Genomic DNA, 17,531 nt, shown 5'->3' on the forward strand with positions numbered 1-17,531 from the left:
GCTGAGGTGAGGGACGGCGGTGGCGGTGCACCCGGTCGGGGGGTGCGCCGCCACCGCTTCGTCGTCCCGGCCCGTTCCTACGCGCCGACCTTGAGGTCGCGCAGCAGCTTGGCGACGTGGCCGGTGGCCCGCACGTTGTAGAAGGCGTGCTCGACCTTGCCGTGCTCGTCCACGACCACCGTGGAGCGGATCACGCCGAGGTAGGTGCGGCCGTAGTTCTGCTTCTCGCCGAAGGCGCCGTAGGCCTCCAACACCTTCTTGTCCGGGTCGGAGAGCAGGGTGACCTCGAGGTTCTCGGCCTCGCGGAACTTGCCGAGCTTCTCCGGCTTGTCCGGGGAGATGCCGATGACGTCGTAGCCGGCGCCCGCGAAGACCTCCAGGTTGTCGGTGAAGTCGCAGGCCTGCTTGGTGCAGCCGGGGGTCAGGGCGGCGGGGTAGAAGTAGACGATGACCTTGCGGCCCGCGTGGTCGGCGAGGGACACCTGGTTGCCGTCGGCGTCGGGCAGGCTGAAGGCGGGCGCGGTGTCGCCGGGTTGGAGACGCTCACTCACGGTCGTACTCTCCTGGAGGCTGGGACGGGCGGTCGTACCACGGCAAACTTACCTCCGATGGTGGGTGGGGCCGCGCGGCCGTGTGCGGCAGCTGACACACTGGGTCAGTCGAACCGATCGCACGGATCGGACGGAACAACACCGGCAAGTGAATGGGGTGGCCCGAGTGGGCGAGGCGAGCACGCAGGACAAGTCGGCGCGGACGACCGCCCAGATCGAGGCGGACATCGAGCGGACGCGTGACCGGCTGGCGTCGACCCTGGACGAGCTGGCCGTTCGCGTCCACCCGAGCACCATCTCCGCCCAGGTCAAGGCCAAGGCGGCGGCCGCCGTCGAGGAGAAGACCGCCCGGGCGTACGTGGCCGCCAGCGGCGTGGTGGAGAAGGTCCGGGCGCAGTTCGTGGACGAGAAGGGGCAGCCGCGCAGGGAGCGGGTCGTCCCGGCCGCGCTGGTCGGCGTGGGCCTGGTGCTGCTGGTCGCCTCGGCCCGCAAGCGCCGCAAGGGCTGAGCGCCGGGGGACGGAGGAGGCCGGGCGCAACTGGTGCCCGGCCTTCCGCATGCCGGGCCAGCGTCACGCTCCGCGCCCGGGGGAGGTACCTTCGGGACCGTGAGTACGAACGACGAAGCGACCCGCTCCGACCATGCGCACGAGCCCGCCCGCCACGACCGGCTCGGCGAGAAGCTGCCGATCCGGATGCTGCACGACCGCGTGCTGGTACGCATCGAGGGCGGCGAGGGCGAGCGCCGCTCGACCGGCGGCATCCTGATCCCGGCCACGGCGGAGCTGTCCAAGCGGTGCACCTGGGCGGAGGCCGTCGCGGTGGGCCAGAGCGTGCGCTCGGTGGAGCCCGGCGACCGGGTGCTGTACGACCCGGAGGACAAGCTGGAGGTCGAGGTCCGCGGCGCCACCTACGTGCTGCTGCGCGAGCGCGACCTGCACGCCGTCGCCGCGACCCGCTTCGGTGACACGGAGGGCTCGACCGGTCTGTACCTGTGACGGCCTGATCCACCCGACACCCTGCGGTGCCCCCGACTCGGGTCGGGGGCACCGTGCTTTCGGCGCGGGCAAACCACCCGCCGGCCGCGTCCCCAACCTCACGGGTCGGAACACCTAGGGCGTGGGCGGCGCTGCCGGGCGGCTCGTGGGCGCTCCGGTGGCGCTGGGCGGGGTGGTGGGACGGGTCGGCTGGACCGGGGTGGGCTTGGGGGCGGGGCTGGGTTGTTCCGGGTCCGTGGTCGGCCTGGTGGCCTGCGGGCTGGGGGCGGTCGGGCCGGGCGCGGGTTGTCCGGTGGTGGCCGGGGCGCTGGGCGCGTGGCCGGGGGGAGTGCCGGGGGCCGGGTCGGTGTTGGTGGCCGCGCCGCCGGTGGGGGTGGTGGTGGCGCTGGGGGCGGTGCTGACGGGGGCGGTGGGCCAGGGGGTGGCGTCGGGGGCGCCGTGGCCGGCCTGGAGGTCGAAGTCCTGGGTGGGGGTGCCGTTGAGGGCGGCGGTCATGTAGGCGGTCCAGATCCGGGTGGGGAAGGTGCCGCCGTTGATCCGGGTGAGGCCCGCGGTGCCGGCCAGCGGTTCCTTGGCGTGGGTCTTCGGGTGTTCTCGGAACAGGCCGACGGTGGTGGCGAGTTCGGGGGTGTAGCCGGCGAACCAGGCGGAGAGGTTGGAGTCGGTGGTACCGGTCTTGCCGGCGGCCGGGCGGCCCAGGTCGAGGGCGGCGGCGCCGGTGCCGCGCGGGCTGATGACGTCGCGCAGCACGTCGGTGACGGAGTCGGCGATCTCCCGGTCGAGTGCCTGGGTGGGGTTGTGCTCGGGCATCTTGGGGACGTCGATGGCGCCGCCGGGATTGACGCGTTCGAGTTTGAGGACGGACCAGGGGGTGTGCGCCTGGCCGTGGTCGGCGAGGGTGGCGTAGGCGCCGGCCAGGTCGAGGGCGCTGGGGGTGGCGGTGCCGAGGGTCATCGAGGTGTTGGCCGGGTCCATGCCGCGGACGCTGTCGGGGATGCCGAGTTTGACGGCGGTCTCGCGGACGCGGGCGAGTCCGGCGTCCACGCCCTCCTGCGCGTACACGGAGTTGACGGACTTCACCATGGCGTAGCGCAGGGTGATGTTGCCGTAGTCGATGTCGTCCTCGTTGGGCGGGGCGTACGGGGTGGGGCCGCCGGTGACGGGGCGTTCGCTGGTGCCGTCGTAGCGGGATTCGGTGGTGATCGGGCGGCCGTCGAGGGCGTGCTGGGCGACCAGGCCGGCGGCGAGGTCGATCGGTTTGAAGGTGGAGCCGATCTGGTTGTCCTGGCGGAGTGCGTCGTTGTAGGGCTGCTTGGCGTAGTCGGGGCCGCCGTAGACGGCGACGACCCGGCCGGTGGAGGGTTCGACGGAGGCGCCGGCGACCCGGACGTCGGTGTCGGTGTCGGGGCGGGCCCGGGGGTCGAGTTCGCCGGTGAGCTGGTCCTGGACGGCTTTGGCGAAGGCGTCCTGCCGGGGCTGGTCGAAGGTGGTGGTGATGCGCCAGCCGCCGGCCTTGAGGGTGACGGCGTCGAGGGTGCCGGAGGAGATGAGGTAGTCGTCGGCGACGCCGACCAGGTAGCCGGCCTGGCCGGCGAGGCCGGTGGCGGGCTGGGGGTCGATCGGGTCGGGGAAGGTGGTGGCGGCGCGGTCGGCGGGGGTGAGGAAGCCGAGTTGGACCATGCCGTCGAGGGCGTAGTTCCAGCGGGCGACGGCCTTCTCGCGGTTGGCGGGGGTGGCGGTCTTGACGTCGTAGAGGCTGGGGGCCTGGAGCAGGGAGGCGAGGTAGGCGCCCTGGCCGAGGGTGAGTTGGGAGACGTCGACGCCGTAGTAGGCGTGGGCGGCGCTCTGGATGCCGTAGGCGCCGCGGCCGAAGTAGCTGCTGTTGAGGTAGCCGGCGAGGATCTCGCGCTTGTCGCGCTGCTGGTCGACCTTGAGGGCGATGAGCAGTTCGCGGCCCTTGCGCTCGATGGTCCGGTCCTGGGTGAGGTAGTAGTTCTTGACGTACTGCTGGGTGATGGTGGAGCCGCCCTGCATGCCTCTGCCGAGCAGGGTGTTCCAGCCGGCCCGGAGCATGCCTTTCAGGTCGATGCCGCGGTTCTGGTAGAAGGAGCGGTCCTCGGCGGAGACGACGGCCTGCTGGGTCTGGAGCGGGATCTGGTCGATGGTGACGTCGGTGCGGTTGACGGCGCCGGTGCGGGCGATCTCGGTGGTGCCGTCGGCGTAGAGGTAGATGTTGTTCTGGGCGACGGCGTGGGCGTTGGGGTCGGGCACCGGGACGATGACGTAGAGCACGGCGAAGGCGCCGACGGCGAGCAGGAACAGTGCGGTGAGGGTGCCGAGGGTGACTCGCCAGGTGGGCAGGAGCCGGCGCCAGAACGGCAGGGCGCGGCGGGCCTCGCGGCGGGCGGCCCGTTTGGCCTGGCGTCGGGTGCTCAAGGTCATGCCGCGATTATCTGCTATTTGACGTCGGGTCAGGGTGTGAAAAATCGGGTGCGGGTGGTGCGGGCCGGAGGTACGGTGAAAGGTGCAAACCACATAGCGCACCTACTTTCGCAGCTCCGCCCGCCTGGCCCGGCACCCCCGGGTACGGCCGGTCGGAGCCGCTGGGGCGTGCGCGGATGTCGAGGGGCATTCCTCTGCCTGTATTTGTCGACAAGGAGACAATATGCTCTATGCCGCCGTTGCCCGCGGCGCTTTCCGCCGCTACTCCACCTACCGGGCCGCCACCGTGGCCGGCACCTTCACCAACACCGTCTTCGGCATCATCCTGGCCTACACCTTCCTCGCCCTCTGGCAGGCCCGCCCCGGCCTCGGTGGCTACGACCAGAGCCAGGCCGTCACGTACATCTGGGTCAGCCAGAGCCTGCTGATCACCGTCGCGGTCTGGGGCGGCGGCTTCCAGGACGACCTCCAGGAGCGCTTCCGCAGCGGCGACATCGCCGTCGACCTCTACCGCCCGGTCGACTTCCAGGGCTGGTGGCTGGCCTCCGACCTCGGCCGGGCCGGCTACCAGGCGCTGGTGCGCGGCACCGTGCCGATGCTGATCGGCGCCCTGGTGTTCCGCATCCGATTGCCCGAACACCCGTTGACCTGGGCGTTCTTCCTGCTCTCCGTGCTGCTGGCGGTGGTCGTCAGCTTCGGGCTGCGCTTCCTGGTCTCGATCACCGGCTTCTGGCTGCACGACTCGGAGGGGGTGCGTTCGGTGATGCTGGTGGTCTCGATGTTCTTCTCCGGGATGCTGCTGCCGGTCGCGCTGTTCCCCGGCCGGCTCGGCGACCTCGGCCGGGCGCTGCCCTGGTCGGCGCTGGTGAACGTCCCCACCGATGTCTTCCTGGAGCGGACGGGCGGCACCGCCGTGCTCGGGGCGCTCGGCTTCCAGCTCGGCTGGGCGGCGGTGCTGCTCGTCGCCGGGCGGGGCGCCCAGTGGCTGGCCACCCGCAGGGTGGTGGTGCAGGGTGGCTGAGCAGCTCGTGCGGGAGCCCTTCATGCGGGAGCCCTTCGTGCGGGAGCCCTTCGTGCCCCGCGCCGCCTGGGCGCTGCGCTCCTGGTGGCTCTGCGCCCGGATGTGGATGCGCTCGATGATGGCCTACCGGGCCTCCTTCGCGCTGAACCTGGTGGCGAGCGTGGTCATCCACTCCCTCGACTTCGTGGTGCTGGTGATCATGTTCCTGCACACCGACCGGCTCGGCGGCTGGAGCCTGCCGGAGATCGCCTTCCTGTACGCCACCGCCACCTTCTCGCTCGGCGTCGCCAACCTGCTGGTCGGCTCGGCCGACGGGCTCGGTGCGCGGATCGTCAGCGGCTCGCTGGACACCATGCTGATCCGGCCCGCGCCCGCGCTCTCCCAGCTGTGCGCGGAACGCTTCTCGCTGCGCCGGCTCGGCCGCCCGCTCCAGGCCGTCGTGGTGCTGGTCTGGTCGCTGGCCGCCCTGGACGTGCACTGGACCTGGGACCGGGTGCTGCTGGTGCCCGTCCTGCTGGTCTGCGGCACCGTCATCTTCGGCGCCGTCTTCATCGGCGGCGCCACCGTCCAGTTCTGGTGGGGCGAGTCCAAGGAGATCCAGAACTCCTTCACCTACGGCGGCGCGACGCTGCTGCACTACCCGCCGACGATCTTCGCCAAGGAACTGGTCGCCGGGGTGGTCTTCGGCGTCCCGCTGGCCTTCGTCAACTGGCTGCCCGCACTGCGGATCCTCGACCGGCCCGACCCGCTCGGCCTACCCGCCGCCTTCCAGTTCGCCTCGCCGGTCGCCGCCGCGCTCTGCGTCCTCGCCGCCGGGCTCGCCTGGCGCGCCGGGCTGCGTGCCTACCGCGGCACCGGCAGCTGAACCCCCAACCCCCTGAAGGAGCTTTCCATGGCACTGATCGAACTCCAGGACGTCCGCCGCAGCTTCACCGTGCGCGCCCGCACCGGCCGGTTCAGCCGGGTCAAACGCGAGGTCCGCGCGGTGGACGGGCTCAGCTTCACCGTCGAGGCCGGCGAGTGCGTCGGCTACATCGGGCCCAACGGGGCCGGCAAGTCCACCACCATCAAGATGCTCACCGGCATCCTCGTCCCCAGCTCCGGGCGGCTGCGGGTGGCCGGGGTCGACCCGGCCCGCGAGCGCGTCGCGCTGGCCCGCCGGATCGGCGTCGTCTTCGGCCAGCGCACCACCCTCTGGTGGGACCTGCCGCTGCGCGACTCCTTCGAACTCGCCCGCCGGATCTACCGCATCCCCGACGCCCAGTACCGCGAGAACCTCGACCGCTGCGTCGAACTGCTCGACCTCGGCGGCCTGCTGGACACCCCGGTGCGCCAGCTCTCGCTCGGCCAGCGGATGCGCGGGGACCTCGCGGCGGCGCTGCTGCACGACCCCCAGGTGCTCTACCTGGACGAGCCCACCATCGGCCTGGACGTGGTCAGCAAGGGCAAGGTGCGCGAGTTCCTGCGCGAGGTCAACCGGGACCGGGGCACCACCGTGCTGCTCACCACCCACGACCTGACCGACATCGAGCAGCTCTGCGGCCGGGTGATGGTGATCGACCACGGCCGGGTGGTGTACGACGGCGGGCTGGAGGGCCTGCACACCACCGGCCGCAGCGAGCGGACGCTGGTGGTGGACCTCGCGCAGGAGCTCGCCCACCCGGTCGAGGTGCCCGGGGCCCGGGTCACCAGGGTCGAGGGGCCGCGCCAGTGGCTGGCCTTCCCGGCCGAGGAGAGCGCCGCGCCGATCGTGGCGGCGGTCGCCGCGCGCTACCCGTTGGTGGACCTGTCGGTGCGCGAGCCGGCCATCGAGGACGTGATCGCGCGGATGTACGCGGAGGTCGCGATCGGCTGAGGTGCGGCCGCCCTGCTGCCGGTCAGTCGAACAGGAGCAGCAGGGCGGCGCCCCCGGCCGGCCGCAGCGTCGTCACGTTCTCGACGGTGCCGACCTGCTGGCCGACCCAGCGGCGCCCGAGGTGGACGACACCGTCCGGATGGACTCGGGCGACGGCCTCCCCGCTCCACTGCCGGCCGCGCCAGATCAGGCCGTCGGCGTAGTCGACGAAGCCGAGCCGCTCCCCGCGCCACTCCCGGCCGCGCCACACCCATCCGTCGGAGCCGACCGTCCCGATCAGCGGCCCGAACCGGCGGTCGCCGCCGAAGACACCGCCGTCCGGCTCCACCCAGCCGACCCGTTCGCTGCCCAGGCGCCAGGCCTTGCCGCGCCACACCGTCATCCGCCGCTGCTCGTCCACCGCCCCCCGCCCGCCGTCCGTGACGGCAGAGCCTACGCATCCGTTCGGATCCCGTGCGGCCGTGCGGATGCCTCCACCCTTCCGTGGCCGGTACGTGACTCATCGACCCGTCCGCGAGTTGATCCGGCATCATTCACCGATGCCGGAACCGGAGGCCCGTCGCCCGATGGCCGTACCCGACGTGACCGTGGTGGTCGCGGTCCACAACACCATGCCGTACCTCACCGCCTGCCTGGACTCGCTGGTCGGGCAGTCGCTGGCGCCGGGGCGGTTGGAGGTGGTGGCCGTGGACGACGGCTCCACGGACGGCGGAGGGGAACTGCTGGACGAGTACGCCGCCCGGCACCCCGGGCTGTTCACGGTGGTGCACCAGCCCGACTCGGGCGGCCCGGCGGCCCCGGCCAACCGCGGCCTGGGGCTGGCCCGCGGCCGCTACGTGCTGTTCCTCGGCGCGGACGACCGGCTCGGCGAGGAGGCGCTGGAGCGGCTGGTCGCGGCTGCCGACGCCTGGGGCTCGGACGTGGTGGTGCCCAAGCAGGTCGGGGTGAACGGGCGGCCGGTGCCGCAGGGGATCTTCCACGCCGACGCCGAGTCCGTGGGCTTCGCCGACTCCGCGCTGGCCTGGGCGCTGTCCGACACCAAGCTGTTCCGGCTCGACCTCGTCCGGCGCCACGGGCTGCGCCACGACGAGGGGTTGAAGGTCTTCTCGGACCAGCCGTTCACCCTGGAGGCCTGCCTGCGGGCGGCCAGGGTGTCCGTCCTCGCCTCCTACGACTGCTGCTTCCTGGTGCTGCGCGAGGACCGGAGCAACGCCACCGAGCGGGCCGGGGTGCTCGACCGGCTGCGCGGGATCGCCGCGCTCCAGCAGGTGGCCGCCGAACTCGCCCGGCCGGGCGAGGAGTTGGACGCCATCAGGGCGCGCAGCTTCGCCTGGGACGTGCCGCGCCTGTTGCAGGACGGCTTCCTGCTGCTGTCGAAGGACGCGCAGGAGCGGGTGTGCGTCGAGGTCGCCCGGCTGGTCGAGCGGTTCGGCGCCCGCGAGGTGTACCACCGGCTGCCGGTCGCCGAGCGGGTGCGGATCGAACTCGCCTGCTCGGTACGGCCGGAGGCGCTGCGCGACCAGATCCGCTACGAGGCGGCGCACGGCGATCCACCGGTGGTGGCGGACGGGCGGCGGCAGTACGCGGGCTACCCGGCGTTCCGGAACACCGGGCTCGGCCTGCCGGACGAGCTGTTCCTGCTGCGGGAGGAGGCGGTCGAGGTGGCCGCCCCGCCGCTCGGCCTCGCGCAGCAGCTGTGGCGCGGGCTCGTCCCGGAGCAGCTGCGGCGCGGGCTGCGGCGCCATCCGGCGTGGCGCCGGCTGGCCGACTCGGTGATCGGAGGACGGGGATGAGTCTGGATGTCTGCGTGGTCGGGCTGGGCAGGCTGGGCCTGCCGCTGGCGGTGCAGTTCGCGCTGAAGGGCCACCGGGTGACGGGCGCGGACACCGCGCCCGACGTGGTGGACGGCGTCAACCGGGGCGTGCCGCCGTTCCCCCGGGAGGCGGGCCTGGACCAGGCGCTCAAGCGGGTCGTCGCCGAGGGGCGGCTGCGGGCCACCGCCGACATCACGGCCGCGGCGGCCCTGGCCGAGGCCGTGGTGCTGGTCGTCCCGCTGGTCACCGCCGCCGACGGCAGCCCGGACTTCGCCCTGCTCGACGCGGCCACCGACGCCGTCGCGGCCGGACTGCGCCGGGGCACCCTGGTCAGCTACGAGACCACCCTGCCGGTCGGTACCACCAGGGAGCGCTGGGCGCCCCGTCTGGCGGCCGGGTCGGGGCTCGCGGCCGGGGCGGACTTCGCGCTGGTGTTCAGCCCGGAGCGGGTCCGCGCCGGACGGGTCTTCGCCGACCTGCGGCGCCACCCCAAGCTGGTCGGCGGCCTGGATGCGGCCTCCACCCGGCGCGGCGCCGAGTTCTACCGGGCGGTGCTGGACTTCGACCCGCGCCCGGACCTGCCCCGGCCCAACGGCGTCTGGGAGCTGGCCTCGGCGGAGGCGGCCGAGTTCAGCAAGCTCGCCGAGGCCACGTACCGGGACGTCAACATCGCGCTGGCCAACCAGTTCGCCCGGTACGCGGACGAGGTCGGGGTGGACTTCGCGGAGATCGTCGACGCCTGCAACTCGCAGCCGTACAGCCACCTGCACCGGCCGGGCATCGCGGTCGGCGGGCACTGCGTCCCGGTGTACCCGCGGTTGTACCTGTGGAACGACCCGGGCGCGACGGTGGTCCGGGCGGCGCGCGAGGCCAACCTGGCGGTGCCGGGGTACGCGGTGGGCGTGCTGGCGGGGGCGGTGCCGGGCGGGATCGCCGGGCAGGGCGTGCTGGTGCTCGGCGCGTCGTACCGGGGCGGGGTCAAGGAGACGGCGCACTCCGGGGTGTTCCCGCTGGTCGAGGCGGTGCGGTCGGCGGGCGCGCGGCCGTACGTCAGCGACCCGCTGTACGAGGCGGAGGAGTTGGCGGCGCTCGGGCTGCCGCCGTACGGCGGGGAGCCGGTGGTGGCGGCCGTGCTGCAGGCGGACCACCCGGAGTACCGGGACCTGACGCCGGTGGACCTGCCGGGGGTGCGGGTGCTGCTGGACGGTCGGCGGTGCACGGACCCGAAGCGCTGGGCGGGCACGGAGGTGCGGCGGATGGTGCTGGGCGGGGCGTGAGGCCCGCCCTGTCCGGGGCATGACGCCAGCCCTGTCCGGGGCGTGACGCCTGCCGGGAGCGCGTGATCGCGAGGCACGTCCCCGTCCACTCCGGGCAGCAGGCAGACTGGCGGGGTGAGTGACGATGCCTTCAGCGGGACCGGCCCCGGGGTCCGGTTCACCGCGGCCGACGAGCAGAAGAGACGCGGCGTCCGCCGGATGAAGACCATCGCGACCGGCCTGCTGGCCTTCGCGACCCTGGTCTTCGCCCTCTCCACCTGGGCCGGGGCGGCCGGTGCCGGCCCCTGGACGGGGTACGTGGCGGCCGCCGCCGAGGCGGGCATGGTCGGCGCGCTGGCCGACTGGTTCGCGGTGACCGCGCTGTTCCGCCGTCCGTTCGGCCTGCCGATCCCGCACACCGCGATCATCCCGACCAAGAAGGACGCCTTCGGCCGCTCGCTCGGCGACTTCGTCGGGGAGAACTTCCTCTCCGGCCACGTGGTCCGGGGCCGGCTGGCGGCGCTCGGCATCGGCCGCCGGCTGGGGGAGTGGCTGGCCGCGCCGGGCAGCGCCGAGCGGGTCACCAAGGAGGCCTCGGCGGCGCTGCGCGGCCTGCTCGCGGTGCTCCGCGACGACGACGTGCGGGCGGTGGTCGCCGAAGCGGTGACCAGGCGGGCCGCCGCCACCTCGGTGGCGGAGCCGATGGGCCGGATGCTGGGCAAGGTGGTCGCGGACGGCGGGCACCACGGGGTGGTGGACCTCGTCGCGGTCCGGGCGCACGGCTGGCTGACCACCAACCACGAGGACGTGGTCCGGAAGGTCACCCAGAAGACCCCGGGCTGGACGCCCCGGTTCATCGACCACCAGGTCGGCGAGCGGGTCTACAAGGAGCTGCTGCGCTTCGTCACCGACATCCGGGACGACCCCGACCACCCGGCGCGCGGCGCGATCGACAACTTCCTCGCCGACTTCGCGACCGAGCTGCAGACCGACCCGGAGACCATCGCCCGGGTCGAGCGGGCCAAGGGCGAGCTGCTGGCCCGCCCCGAGGTGCAGGACCTGATCAACTCCACCTGGGCGGCCGTGCGCACCCTGGTGATGGGGGCGGCCGAGGACGAGGACAGCGAACTGCGCCGGCGCATCCGCGACGGCGTGCGCCGCTTCGGCGAGCGCCTGGCCACCGACCCCAGGCTCCAGGCCAAGGTGGACGGCTGGCTCCAGGACGCCGCCCAGTACCTGGTCGACACCTACCGCACCGAGATCACCTCGCTGATCTCCGAGACGGTGGCGAGCTGGGACGCCGACGACGCCTCGCGCAAGATCGAGGCCAACGTCGGCCGCGACCTCCAGTTCATCCGGATCAACGGCACCGTGGTCGGCGCCCTGGCGGGGTTGCTGATCCACACCGTGTCGGTCGCGCTCGGGGGTTGACCCCCGGAGGTGATCCCTGGCGGGTGATCCCGGGCGCGGCCTATCCTTGCCAGCAACTGTCTTCGGTACGCGCGTAGAAGGAAGAAGGGAACCACCGTGGTCCAGCCGGACGGAAGTCGGATCGGCCCCAGTGTCAGTCGGATCGAGCCCGCAGACCGGAGCATCGAGGCGTTCATCGCCGGGATGCCCAAGGCGGAGCTGCACGTCCACCACGTCGGCTCGGCCTCGCCGCGCGTGGTCGCCGAACTGGCCGCCCGGCACTCCGGGAACTCGAAGGTGCCGACCGACCCGGCGGCGCTCGCCGAGTACTTCACCTTCACCGACTTCGCGCACTTCGTCGAGGTCTACCTGAGCGTCGTGGACCTGGTCCGGGACGCCGAGGACGTCCGCGCGCTCACCTACGGCGTGGCCGAGGACATGGCCCGGCAGAACATCCGGTACGCCGAGCTGACCATCACCCCGTACTCCTCGGTCCGCCGGGGCATCCCCGAGGTCGCCTTCATGGAGGCGATCGAGGACGCCCGGCTGCGCGCCGAGAAGGAGCTCGGCGTGGTGCTGCGCTGGTGCTTCGACATCCCGGGCGAGGCCGGGCTGGAGTCGGCCGAGGTGACCGCCCGGCTGGCCACCGAGCTGGCCCCCGAGGGGCTGGTCAGCTTCGGCCTGGGCGGCCCGGAGATCGGTGTGCCGCGCCCGCAGTTCAAGCCGTACTTCGACCGGGCCCGGGCGGCCGGCCTGCGCAGCGTCCCGCACGCGGGCGAGACCACCGGGCCGGAGACGGTCTGGGACGCGATCCGGGTGCTCGGCGCCGAGCGCATCGGGCACGGCACCCAGGCGGTGAAGGACCCGGCGCTGCTCGACTACCTGGGCGAGCACCGCATCCCGCTGGAGGTCTGCCCGACCTCCAACATCGCCACCCGGGCCGTGGAGCGGATCGAGGACCACCCGATCAAGCGGATGGTCGACGCCGGGCTGCTGGTGACGGTCAACAGCGACGACCCGCCGATGTTCGGCACCGACCTCAACACCGAGTACGCGGTGGCGGCGCGGCTGCTGAACCTGGACGAGGCGGGAGTGGCGGGGCTGGCCCGCAACGCCGTCGAGGCCTCCTTCCTGGACCAGGCGGGCAAGACCCGGCTGGCCGGGGAGATCGACGCCTACCTGGCGGGCTGGCAGCAGCCGTAGTCCCCGACGTCGCAGAACTGACGTTCTCCCTGGTGAACCGCCCCGTCGACCTCGGTCGGCGGGGCGGTTCCGCTGTCGGTGCCGGACCCGCGCGAGCAGTGGCGCCAAAGTGGTGCCACTAATGACTCGACATGGCGCCATCGCTGTGCCAGGCTATCGGCCATGGACCTCACGCCGTACGTGGAAAACCTCCGGAACGAGCTCGCGGTGGCCGCCGCCACCGGCGGCGACGAAGCCCGCGCGCTGGCCGAGCGGCTGACGCTCCCGCTGGAGTCGGCCGTGCGGCTCACCCTGCTCAACGCGCTCTCGGCCGCCATGGGCGAAGTCACCCGCGACCTCGCCCCCGGCTCGGTGGACGTGCGCCTGCGCGGACTCGACCCGGAGTTCGTGGTCACGGCGCCGCCCGGATCGGACGCCTTCCACGGTGATGTGGCGCCTCCGGTGGCGCCGATGGCGCCACCCGTGCCGCCGGTGGCACCTCCGGTGGCGCCGGAGGCGGACGAGACGGGCACCGCCCGGATCAACCTGCGCCTGCCCGCCCACCTCAAGGCCCGGGCGGAGGAGGCTGCCGTTGAGGCCGGCCTCTCGCTCAACGCCTGGCTGGCCCGGGCCCTGGCCGGCGCACTGGAGGGCGGTGAGCCGGCCCGCCGGCCGGTCGCCGACCCGAGCAGCCGGGTCCCGCGCAGCATCGGCGGCCAGGGCTTCACCGGCTGGGTCCACTAGTACCTCCGCAACACCCGCAGCATCCGTACGACCCCCCGCACCACCTCCCGCACCACCTCCCGCACCACCTTCTGCACCTTCGACGTCACCCCCGCTCCGACCAGCGGGAACACCTACACGAGTCAAGAGGACGGGACAGCCATGCCTACGTACGAGACCGACGGACCGATCTCCGCCATCCTCGAGTTCGACATCGGCTCGGTCTGGATCAAGGCGAGCAAGCGCACCGACGCCGTGGTCGAGGTCCGGCCGGCCAACCCGGCCAAGGAGGCGGACGTCAAGGCCGCAGAGCAGACCCAGGTCGACTTCTCCGGCGGCCGGCTCGGTATCAAGGCCCCCAAGCAGCGCTCCGTCTTCGCCAGCAAGAAGGGCGCGATCGAGGTCCTGGTCGAGCTGCCGGTCGGCTCCGAGGTCCACAGCGAGTCCCCGATGGCCGAGTTCGTCACCGAGGGGCCGCTCGGCGCCTGCCGGCTGAAGACCTCGCTCGGCCGGATCCAGGTCGAGCACGCCGACAGCGTGCGGCTCGACAGCAGCTTCGGGGACATCCGGCTCGGGGGGACGGCCTGGGACGCCGAGGTGTCCGGCGCCGGCCGGATCGAGATCGGCTCCGTCGGGGGCCGGCTGACGGTCAAGAACAGCAACGGCGACACCGAGATCGACGAGGTGCGCGGCGAACTGCACGCCAACGCCTCCAACGGCCGGATCCAGATCGGCCTCGCCGAGGGGAACGTGGACGCCAAGTCGGCGCACGGCCACATCCGGGTCGGCCGGGTGGTCCGCGGTCAGGTCACCCTCCAGACCAGCGTGGGGGACGTGGAGGTCGGCATCGCGGAGGGCACTGCGGCCTGGCTCGACGTGCACAGCAAGGTCGGCGGCGTCCGCAACGACCTCGGCCCCACCCAGGGCCCGGGCGACGCCGTGGAGACGGTCGAGGTCCGCGGCCGCACCCAGGTCGGCAACGTCGTCGTCCGGAGGGCGTGATGGCGGGGAACGCGGCGGTCCCGGCGATCTCGGCGACCGCACTCGCCAAGTCCTACGGGGACAAGGCGGTCCTGAGGGGTGTCGACCTGGAGATCCCGGTGGGCAGCGTGTTCGCCCTGCTCGGGCCCAACGGTGCGGGCAAGACCACCACGGTGCAGATCCTCTCCACCCTGATCCCCGCCGACGGCGGCTCGGCCCGGGTGGCCGGGCACGACGTGGAACGCGAGGCCGACGCGGTGCGGAAGGCGATCGGGGTGACGGGCCAGTTCTCGGCGGTGGACAACCTGCTCACCGCCGAGGAGAACCTGATGCTGATGGCCGACCTCAACCACCTCCGCCGTCGGGAGGGGCGGAGGCGGGCGGAGGAACTGCTGCGGCGCTTCGATCTCACCGAGGCCTCCCGCAAGGCCGTCACCACCTTCTCCGGCGGCATGCGGCGCAAGCTCGACCTCGCGATGACGCTGGTCGGCGACCCGAAGGTGATCTTCCTGGACGAGCCGACCACCGGGCTGGACCCGCGCAGCCGGCGCACCATGTGGGAGATCATCCGGGGCCTGGTCGCCGACCACGGGGTGACGATCTTCCTCACCACCCAGTACCTGGAGGAGGCCGACCAGCTCGCCGACCGGATCGCCGTCCTGGACGGCGGCCGGATCGTCGCCGAGGGCACGGCCGAGGAGTTGAAGCGGTTCGCCCCCGGCGGGCGGATCCGGCTCCAGTTCGCGGACGCCGCCCGACTGGCCACCGCCGCCGCACTGTTCGAGTACGCCACGGCCGACCCCGAGGCGCTGCGGCTGGAGATCCCGGGGGACAACTCCGTCCTCACCGTGAAGGCCGTGCTGGACGCGCTCGACAACGCGTCCGTGCAGGCCGAGTCTCTGGTCGTGGAGACGGCGGACCTGGACGACGCGTTCCTCCAACTGACCGGGGAGGGGGCGCGATGAGCATGGCCACCGGTACGGCCGGCTACGCGCTCAGCGACTCGCTGACCATGCTGCGCCGCAACCTCAAGCACGCGCTGCGGTACCCGTCCCTGACCTTCGCGGTCGTGGTGATGCCGGTCATGATGCTGCTGCTGTTCAACTACGCCTACGGCAGCACGCTGGGCGCCGGCATCGGCGGCGGTCACTACATCGACTACGTCACGCCCGGCATCGTGCTGATGGCGGCCACGTCCGGATCGCTGGTCACCGCGATCGGCATCTGCACCGACATGACCGAGGGCATCGTCAACCGCTTCCGCACGATGGCCATATCGCGCTCCGCCTTCCTGGCGGGGCACGTGGTCGGCAGCGTCATCCAGACCATGATCGGGCTGGTCCTGGTGATCGGCGCGGCCCTCGCGATGGGCTTCCGGCCGAACGCCGGGCCGGTGGAGTGGCTGGCCGCGATGGGCCTGCTGCTCTTCCTCACCATCGCCCTGACCTGGATATCGGCCGGCATCGGCCTGGTGGCCAAGACGGTCGAGAGCGCCAGCAACATGCCGATGCCGCTGCAGTTCCTGCCCTTCATCGGCAGCGCCATCGTGCCGACCGACTCCATGCCGACGGCCATGCGCTGGTTCGCCGAGTACCAGCCCTTCACCCCCATGATCGAGACCCTGCGCGGACTGCTGATGGGCACCGGGATCGGCGCCAGTGCCTGGAGCGCCCTGGCCTGGTGCACGGTGATGACACTGGTCGGCTACTTCTGGTCTCGGAGCGTCTTCTACCGGCGGTGACACGGGGCGGTCGGTGGTCCAGCGGGCCCGGACGACGGAGCACCCGTCGTCCGGGCCGCTCGGCATCCCCGTAGTGCCCCCGTAGTAAAGTCCCGGCAAAGGACAACTCCGGGGGGAGCAAATGACGGTGACGCGCCGCAGGCAGGTCGTGTGGTGGCTCCGAGGCGCAGCGCTGGCGGCCTTCCTGGTGTATCTGCCGGGCTGGGTCTCCTCCCGCCAGGGCGGGCTGGTCGAGGTCGAGCGCTGGCTGAACCACCCGGTGGTGCTGCTCGGGACGGCGATCACGCTGGCCGTGGCCTCGGCGGTGGCCCAGATCGAGTTCCGCACCAGGTGGGCGCAGATCGGCTGCGCGGCCGCCCTGTCACCGCTCCTCTTCATCGCGGCGGCGATCGGAGCCCTGGCGTACGTCTTCGGTGGCGACGGCCGGCAGGTCGACCGCACGCCCGACCCGAACCGCTCCGACCACGTGCTGAGTGTCACCGACATCGCCTTCTCGATCGATCCGGTCTACCGGGTGGAGCTGCTGACCGGCAGCGGCTGGTCGGCCCGCCACTGGAGCCTCGGCACCTGGGAGGAGCACGACGGCTTCATCAAGGCCGAGTGGTCGGGCCCGGGCCGGATCACGGTGACCTCGGAGAAGGAGATCAGAGTCTTCACCGTGGACGAGGGCGGGGCGCTGGGCGGCCCTTCGGTGACCCCCCGGGCCCGATAGGGCCCGTAGCAGGGGCCGCCCGGGCTCTCCTCCGGAGGCCGGAGGAGGGCCCGGGCCTTCGCCTAGGCGAGAAGGCGTCACCAGCGGTCGATGCCCATGGTGTTGGCCGCGCTGTGGATGGCGTTGTAGTGCGGGATCGACATGTCGGACTTCTTCTGGTTGGCCGGCAGGTTCCGGTCGGCGGCCCGGAACTCGTCGCGGGCCTCGGCCAGCAGGCTGGTGCCGTGGGTGACCGGGACGTCCTTCGTCCCGTGTGCCGGGTGGGACTTGCCGGCCGTCCTGCTGCCGGCGTTGATCAGGGTGCTGCGGGCCTGGTTGAAGTCGGCGACCTTGATCGTCTTCGGGTTGCGGAGCTCCGCCCGCGCCCCGGCCGTCGACTGCGTCTGCTCGGCGGCCACGGCGGCGGGAGCGACAGCGGCGGTGAGCGCACCCGTCACGATGACGGTCGCGAGGGCGTTCCGAAGGGTCCTGTGCATGAGGGTGTCCTTCCGATGAGAAAGCGTCAAGGATTCGCCCCCTCATGAGCACCGAAACGGTCGGGGTGCGAACGCCTCCGCCCTACCCCGGCCCCCGGCAGCGGAAAACCGGCTTCCGCTCGGGAAGTTCGCCGACGATGAGATCTGGCCTTTGCCTGATTTTGCTTCAATAGGATTGTCGAAGTGGAGGGATGGGGGCTCACCGACCGCGGTACCGTTCCTCGGCCTGCCGCCGGGCGGCCGCCCGCCGTTCGAGCGCAGCTTCGGCAGCGGGGCCCTCACTGCACGGGCGTTCCCGTTCCTGACGGTGGGGTTATCCCCACCCCGGGTCCGCCAGCCGCCTCCATGGTTCGCGCCACCCGCCGTTCCT

18 protein-coding genes are annotated in these 17,531 nt (G+C 72.5%); 14 read left to right on the forward strand and 4 right to left on the reverse strand.

Annotation, left to right across the window (positions count from 1 at the left end; genetic code table 11):
• Positions 1–77: 77 nt before the first annotated feature.
• Complete coding sequence (gene bcp / locus AB0O11_RS14355) at positions 78–551, reverse strand: thioredoxin-dependent thiol peroxidase (RefSeq protein WP_363385745.1); 474 nt, start codon at positions 549–551, stop codon at positions 78–80.
• Between the two features lie 166 nt (positions 552–717).
• Here bcp and AB0O11_RS14360 point away from each other — a divergent pair, with 166 nt between their 5' ends.
• Both AB0O11_RS14360 and AB0O11_RS14365 read left to right on the forward strand, forming a co-directional pair.
• Positions 718–1,059 (forward strand): DUF3618 domain-containing protein, encoded by a 342-nt coding sequence (locus AB0O11_RS14360; RefSeq protein WP_363385748.1) that lies wholly within the window; start codon positions 718–720, stop codon positions 1,057–1,059.
• 186 nt (positions 1,060–1,245) lie between these two features.
• Entirely contained in the window at positions 1,246–1,548 is a 303-nt protein-coding gene (locus AB0O11_RS14365; protein WP_049655715.1) for a co-chaperone GroES, read from the forward strand.
• Positions 1,549–1,662: 114 nt separating this feature from the next.
• Here the strand turns inward: AB0O11_RS14365 and AB0O11_RS14370 are convergent, their stop codons facing one another.
• Positions 1,663–3,990 carry a transglycosylase domain-containing protein gene (locus AB0O11_RS14370; protein WP_363385751.1) on the reverse strand — a complete coding sequence of 776 codons (2,328 nt, stop codon included), beginning with the start codon at positions 3,988–3,990 and terminating at the stop codon, positions 1,663–1,665.
• A gap of 223 nt (positions 3,991–4,213) precedes the next feature.
• Between AB0O11_RS14370 and AB0O11_RS14375 the strand changes: the two genes are divergently transcribed.
• Genes AB0O11_RS14375 through AB0O11_RS14385 form a run of 3 tightly spaced genes read left to right on the forward strand, consistent with a single transcriptional unit; the run spans position 4,214 to position 6,866 of the window.
• Positions 4,214–5,011, forward strand: coding sequence for an ABC-2 family transporter protein (locus AB0O11_RS14375; protein ID WP_363385753.1), 798 nt, complete (start codon positions 4,214–4,216; stop codon positions 5,009–5,011).
• A complete protein-coding gene (locus AB0O11_RS14380; RefSeq protein WP_363385756.1) occupies positions 5,004–5,876 on the forward strand; it encodes an ABC-2 family transporter protein in 873 nt (290 codons plus the stop codon). Before AB0O11_RS14375 ends, AB0O11_RS14380 begins: the two co-directional genes overlap by 8 nt.
• Before the next feature lie 27 nt (positions 5,877–5,903).
• Positions 5,904–6,866, forward strand: a complete 963-nt coding sequence (locus AB0O11_RS14385) for an ATP-binding cassette domain-containing protein (protein ID WP_363385759.1) — start codon at positions 5,904–5,906, stop codon at positions 6,864–6,866.
• Between the two features lie 22 nt (positions 6,867–6,888).
• On the opposite strand, the gene AB0O11_RS14390 is transcribed toward AB0O11_RS14385, so the two are convergent.
• On the reverse strand, positions 6,889–7,266 hold the full coding sequence (locus AB0O11_RS14390; protein ID WP_363385762.1) for a hypothetical protein: 378 nt from the start codon (positions 7,264–7,266) through the stop codon (positions 6,889–6,891).
• Between the two features lie 139 nt (positions 7,267–7,405).
• Between AB0O11_RS14390 and AB0O11_RS14395 the strand changes: the two genes are divergently transcribed.
• The 9 genes from AB0O11_RS14395 to AB0O11_RS14435 all read left to right on the forward strand — a co-directional run bounded on the left by AB0O11_RS14395 (position 7,406) and on the right by AB0O11_RS14435 (position 16,685).
• Positions 7,406–8,659, forward strand: a complete 1,254-nt coding sequence (locus tag AB0O11_RS14395; RefSeq protein WP_363385764.1) for a glycosyltransferase — start codon at positions 7,406–7,408, stop codon at positions 8,657–8,659.
• A 2-nt stretch (positions 8,660–8,661) separates the two neighbouring features.
• Positions 8,662–9,957: a nucleotide sugar dehydrogenase gene (locus AB0O11_RS14400; protein ID WP_363386097.1), complete on the forward strand. Its 1,296-nt coding sequence runs from the start codon at positions 8,662–8,664 to the stop codon at positions 9,955–9,957.
• A gap of 114 nt (positions 9,958–10,071) precedes the next feature.
• Positions 10,072–11,367: a DUF445 family protein gene (locus AB0O11_RS14405; RefSeq protein WP_363385767.1), complete on the forward strand. Its 1,296-nt coding sequence runs from the start codon at positions 10,072–10,074 to the stop codon at positions 11,365–11,367.
• 120 nt (positions 11,368–11,487) lie between these two features.
• Positions 11,488–12,549: an adenosine deaminase gene (locus tag AB0O11_RS14410; protein WP_363386099.1), complete on the forward strand. Its 1,062-nt coding sequence runs from the start codon at positions 11,488–11,490 to the stop codon at positions 12,547–12,549.
• A gap of 162 nt (positions 12,550–12,711) precedes the next feature.
• Positions 12,712–13,272, forward strand: coding sequence for a toxin-antitoxin system HicB family antitoxin (locus AB0O11_RS14415; protein WP_363385770.1), 561 nt, complete (start codon positions 12,712–12,714; stop codon positions 13,270–13,272).
• 141 nt (positions 13,273–13,413) lie between these two features.
• Complete coding sequence (locus AB0O11_RS14420) at positions 13,414–14,253, forward strand: DUF4097 family beta strand repeat-containing protein (RefSeq protein ID WP_363385773.1); 840 nt, start codon at positions 13,414–13,416, stop codon at positions 14,251–14,253.
• Positions 14,253–15,197 (forward strand): ATP-binding cassette domain-containing protein, encoded by a 945-nt coding sequence (locus AB0O11_RS14425; RefSeq protein ID WP_363385776.1) that lies wholly within the window; start codon positions 14,253–14,255, stop codon positions 15,195–15,197. Before AB0O11_RS14420 ends, AB0O11_RS14425 begins: the two co-directional genes overlap by 1 nt.
• On the forward strand, positions 15,194–15,973 hold the full coding sequence (locus tag AB0O11_RS14430; RefSeq protein WP_363385778.1) for an ABC transporter permease: 780 nt from the start codon (positions 15,194–15,196) through the stop codon (positions 15,971–15,973). The genes AB0O11_RS14425 and AB0O11_RS14430 overlap by 4 nt, the downstream gene beginning before the upstream one ends.
• A gap of 127 nt (positions 15,974–16,100) precedes the next feature.
• Positions 16,101–16,685 carry a hypothetical protein gene (locus AB0O11_RS14435; protein WP_363385780.1) on the forward strand — a complete coding sequence of 195 codons (585 nt, stop codon included), beginning with the start codon at positions 16,101–16,103 and terminating at the stop codon, positions 16,683–16,685.
• Positions 16,686–16,762: 77 nt separating this feature from the next.
• Here AB0O11_RS14435 and AB0O11_RS14440 read toward each other — a convergent pair whose 3' ends face one another.
• On the reverse strand, positions 16,763–17,161 hold the full coding sequence (locus AB0O11_RS14440) for a hypothetical protein (RefSeq protein WP_363385783.1): 399 nt from the start codon (positions 17,159–17,161) through the stop codon (positions 16,763–16,765).
• Positions 17,162–17,531 lie beyond the last annotated feature (370 nt).

Origin of the sequence: Kitasatospora sp. NPDC093102, assembly GCF_040683915.1 — a bacterium.
In the GTDB taxonomy this organism is placed as follows: domain Bacteria; phylum Actinomycetota; class Actinomycetes; order Streptomycetales; family Streptomycetaceae; genus Kitasatospora.

What these genes read in the sequence shown, in the direction of transcription:
- AB0O11_RS14365 (WP_049655715.1), top strand. Translation starts at nt 1,246, where the DNA reads ATGCTGCACGACCGCGTGCTGGTACGCATCGAGGGCGGCGAGGGCGAG.
- AB0O11_RS14370 (WP_363385751.1), bottom strand. Translation starts at nt 3,990, where the DNA reads ATGACCTTGAGCACCCGACGCCAGGCCAAACGGGCCGCCCGCCGCGAG.
- AB0O11_RS14375 (WP_363385753.1), top strand. Translation starts at nt 4,214, where the DNA reads ATGCTCTATGCCGCCGTTGCCCGCGGCGCTTTCCGCCGCTACTCCACC.
- AB0O11_RS14385 (WP_363385759.1), top strand. Translation starts at nt 5,904, where the DNA reads ATGGCACTGATCGAACTCCAGGACGTCCGCCGCAGCTTCACCGTGCGC.
- AB0O11_RS14395 (WP_363385764.1), top strand. Translation starts at nt 7,406, where the DNA reads ATGCCGGAACCGGAGGCCCGTCGCCCGATGGCCGTACCCGACGTGACC.
- AB0O11_RS14415 (WP_363385770.1), top strand. Translation starts at nt 12,712, where the DNA reads ATGGACCTCACGCCGTACGTGGAAAACCTCCGGAACGAGCTCGCGGTG.
- AB0O11_RS14420 (WP_363385773.1), top strand. Translation starts at nt 13,414, where the DNA reads ATGCCTACGTACGAGACCGACGGACCGATCTCCGCCATCCTCGAGTTC.
- AB0O11_RS14425 (WP_363385776.1), top strand. Translation starts at nt 14,253, where the DNA reads ATGGCGGGGAACGCGGCGGTCCCGGCGATCTCGGCGACCGCACTCGCC.
- AB0O11_RS14430 (WP_363385778.1), top strand. Translation starts at nt 15,194, where the DNA reads ATGAGCATGGCCACCGGTACGGCCGGCTACGCGCTCAGCGACTCGCTG.
- AB0O11_RS14440 (WP_363385783.1), bottom strand. Translation starts at nt 17,161, where the DNA reads ATGCACAGGACCCTTCGGAACGCCCTCGCGACCGTCATCGTGACGGGT.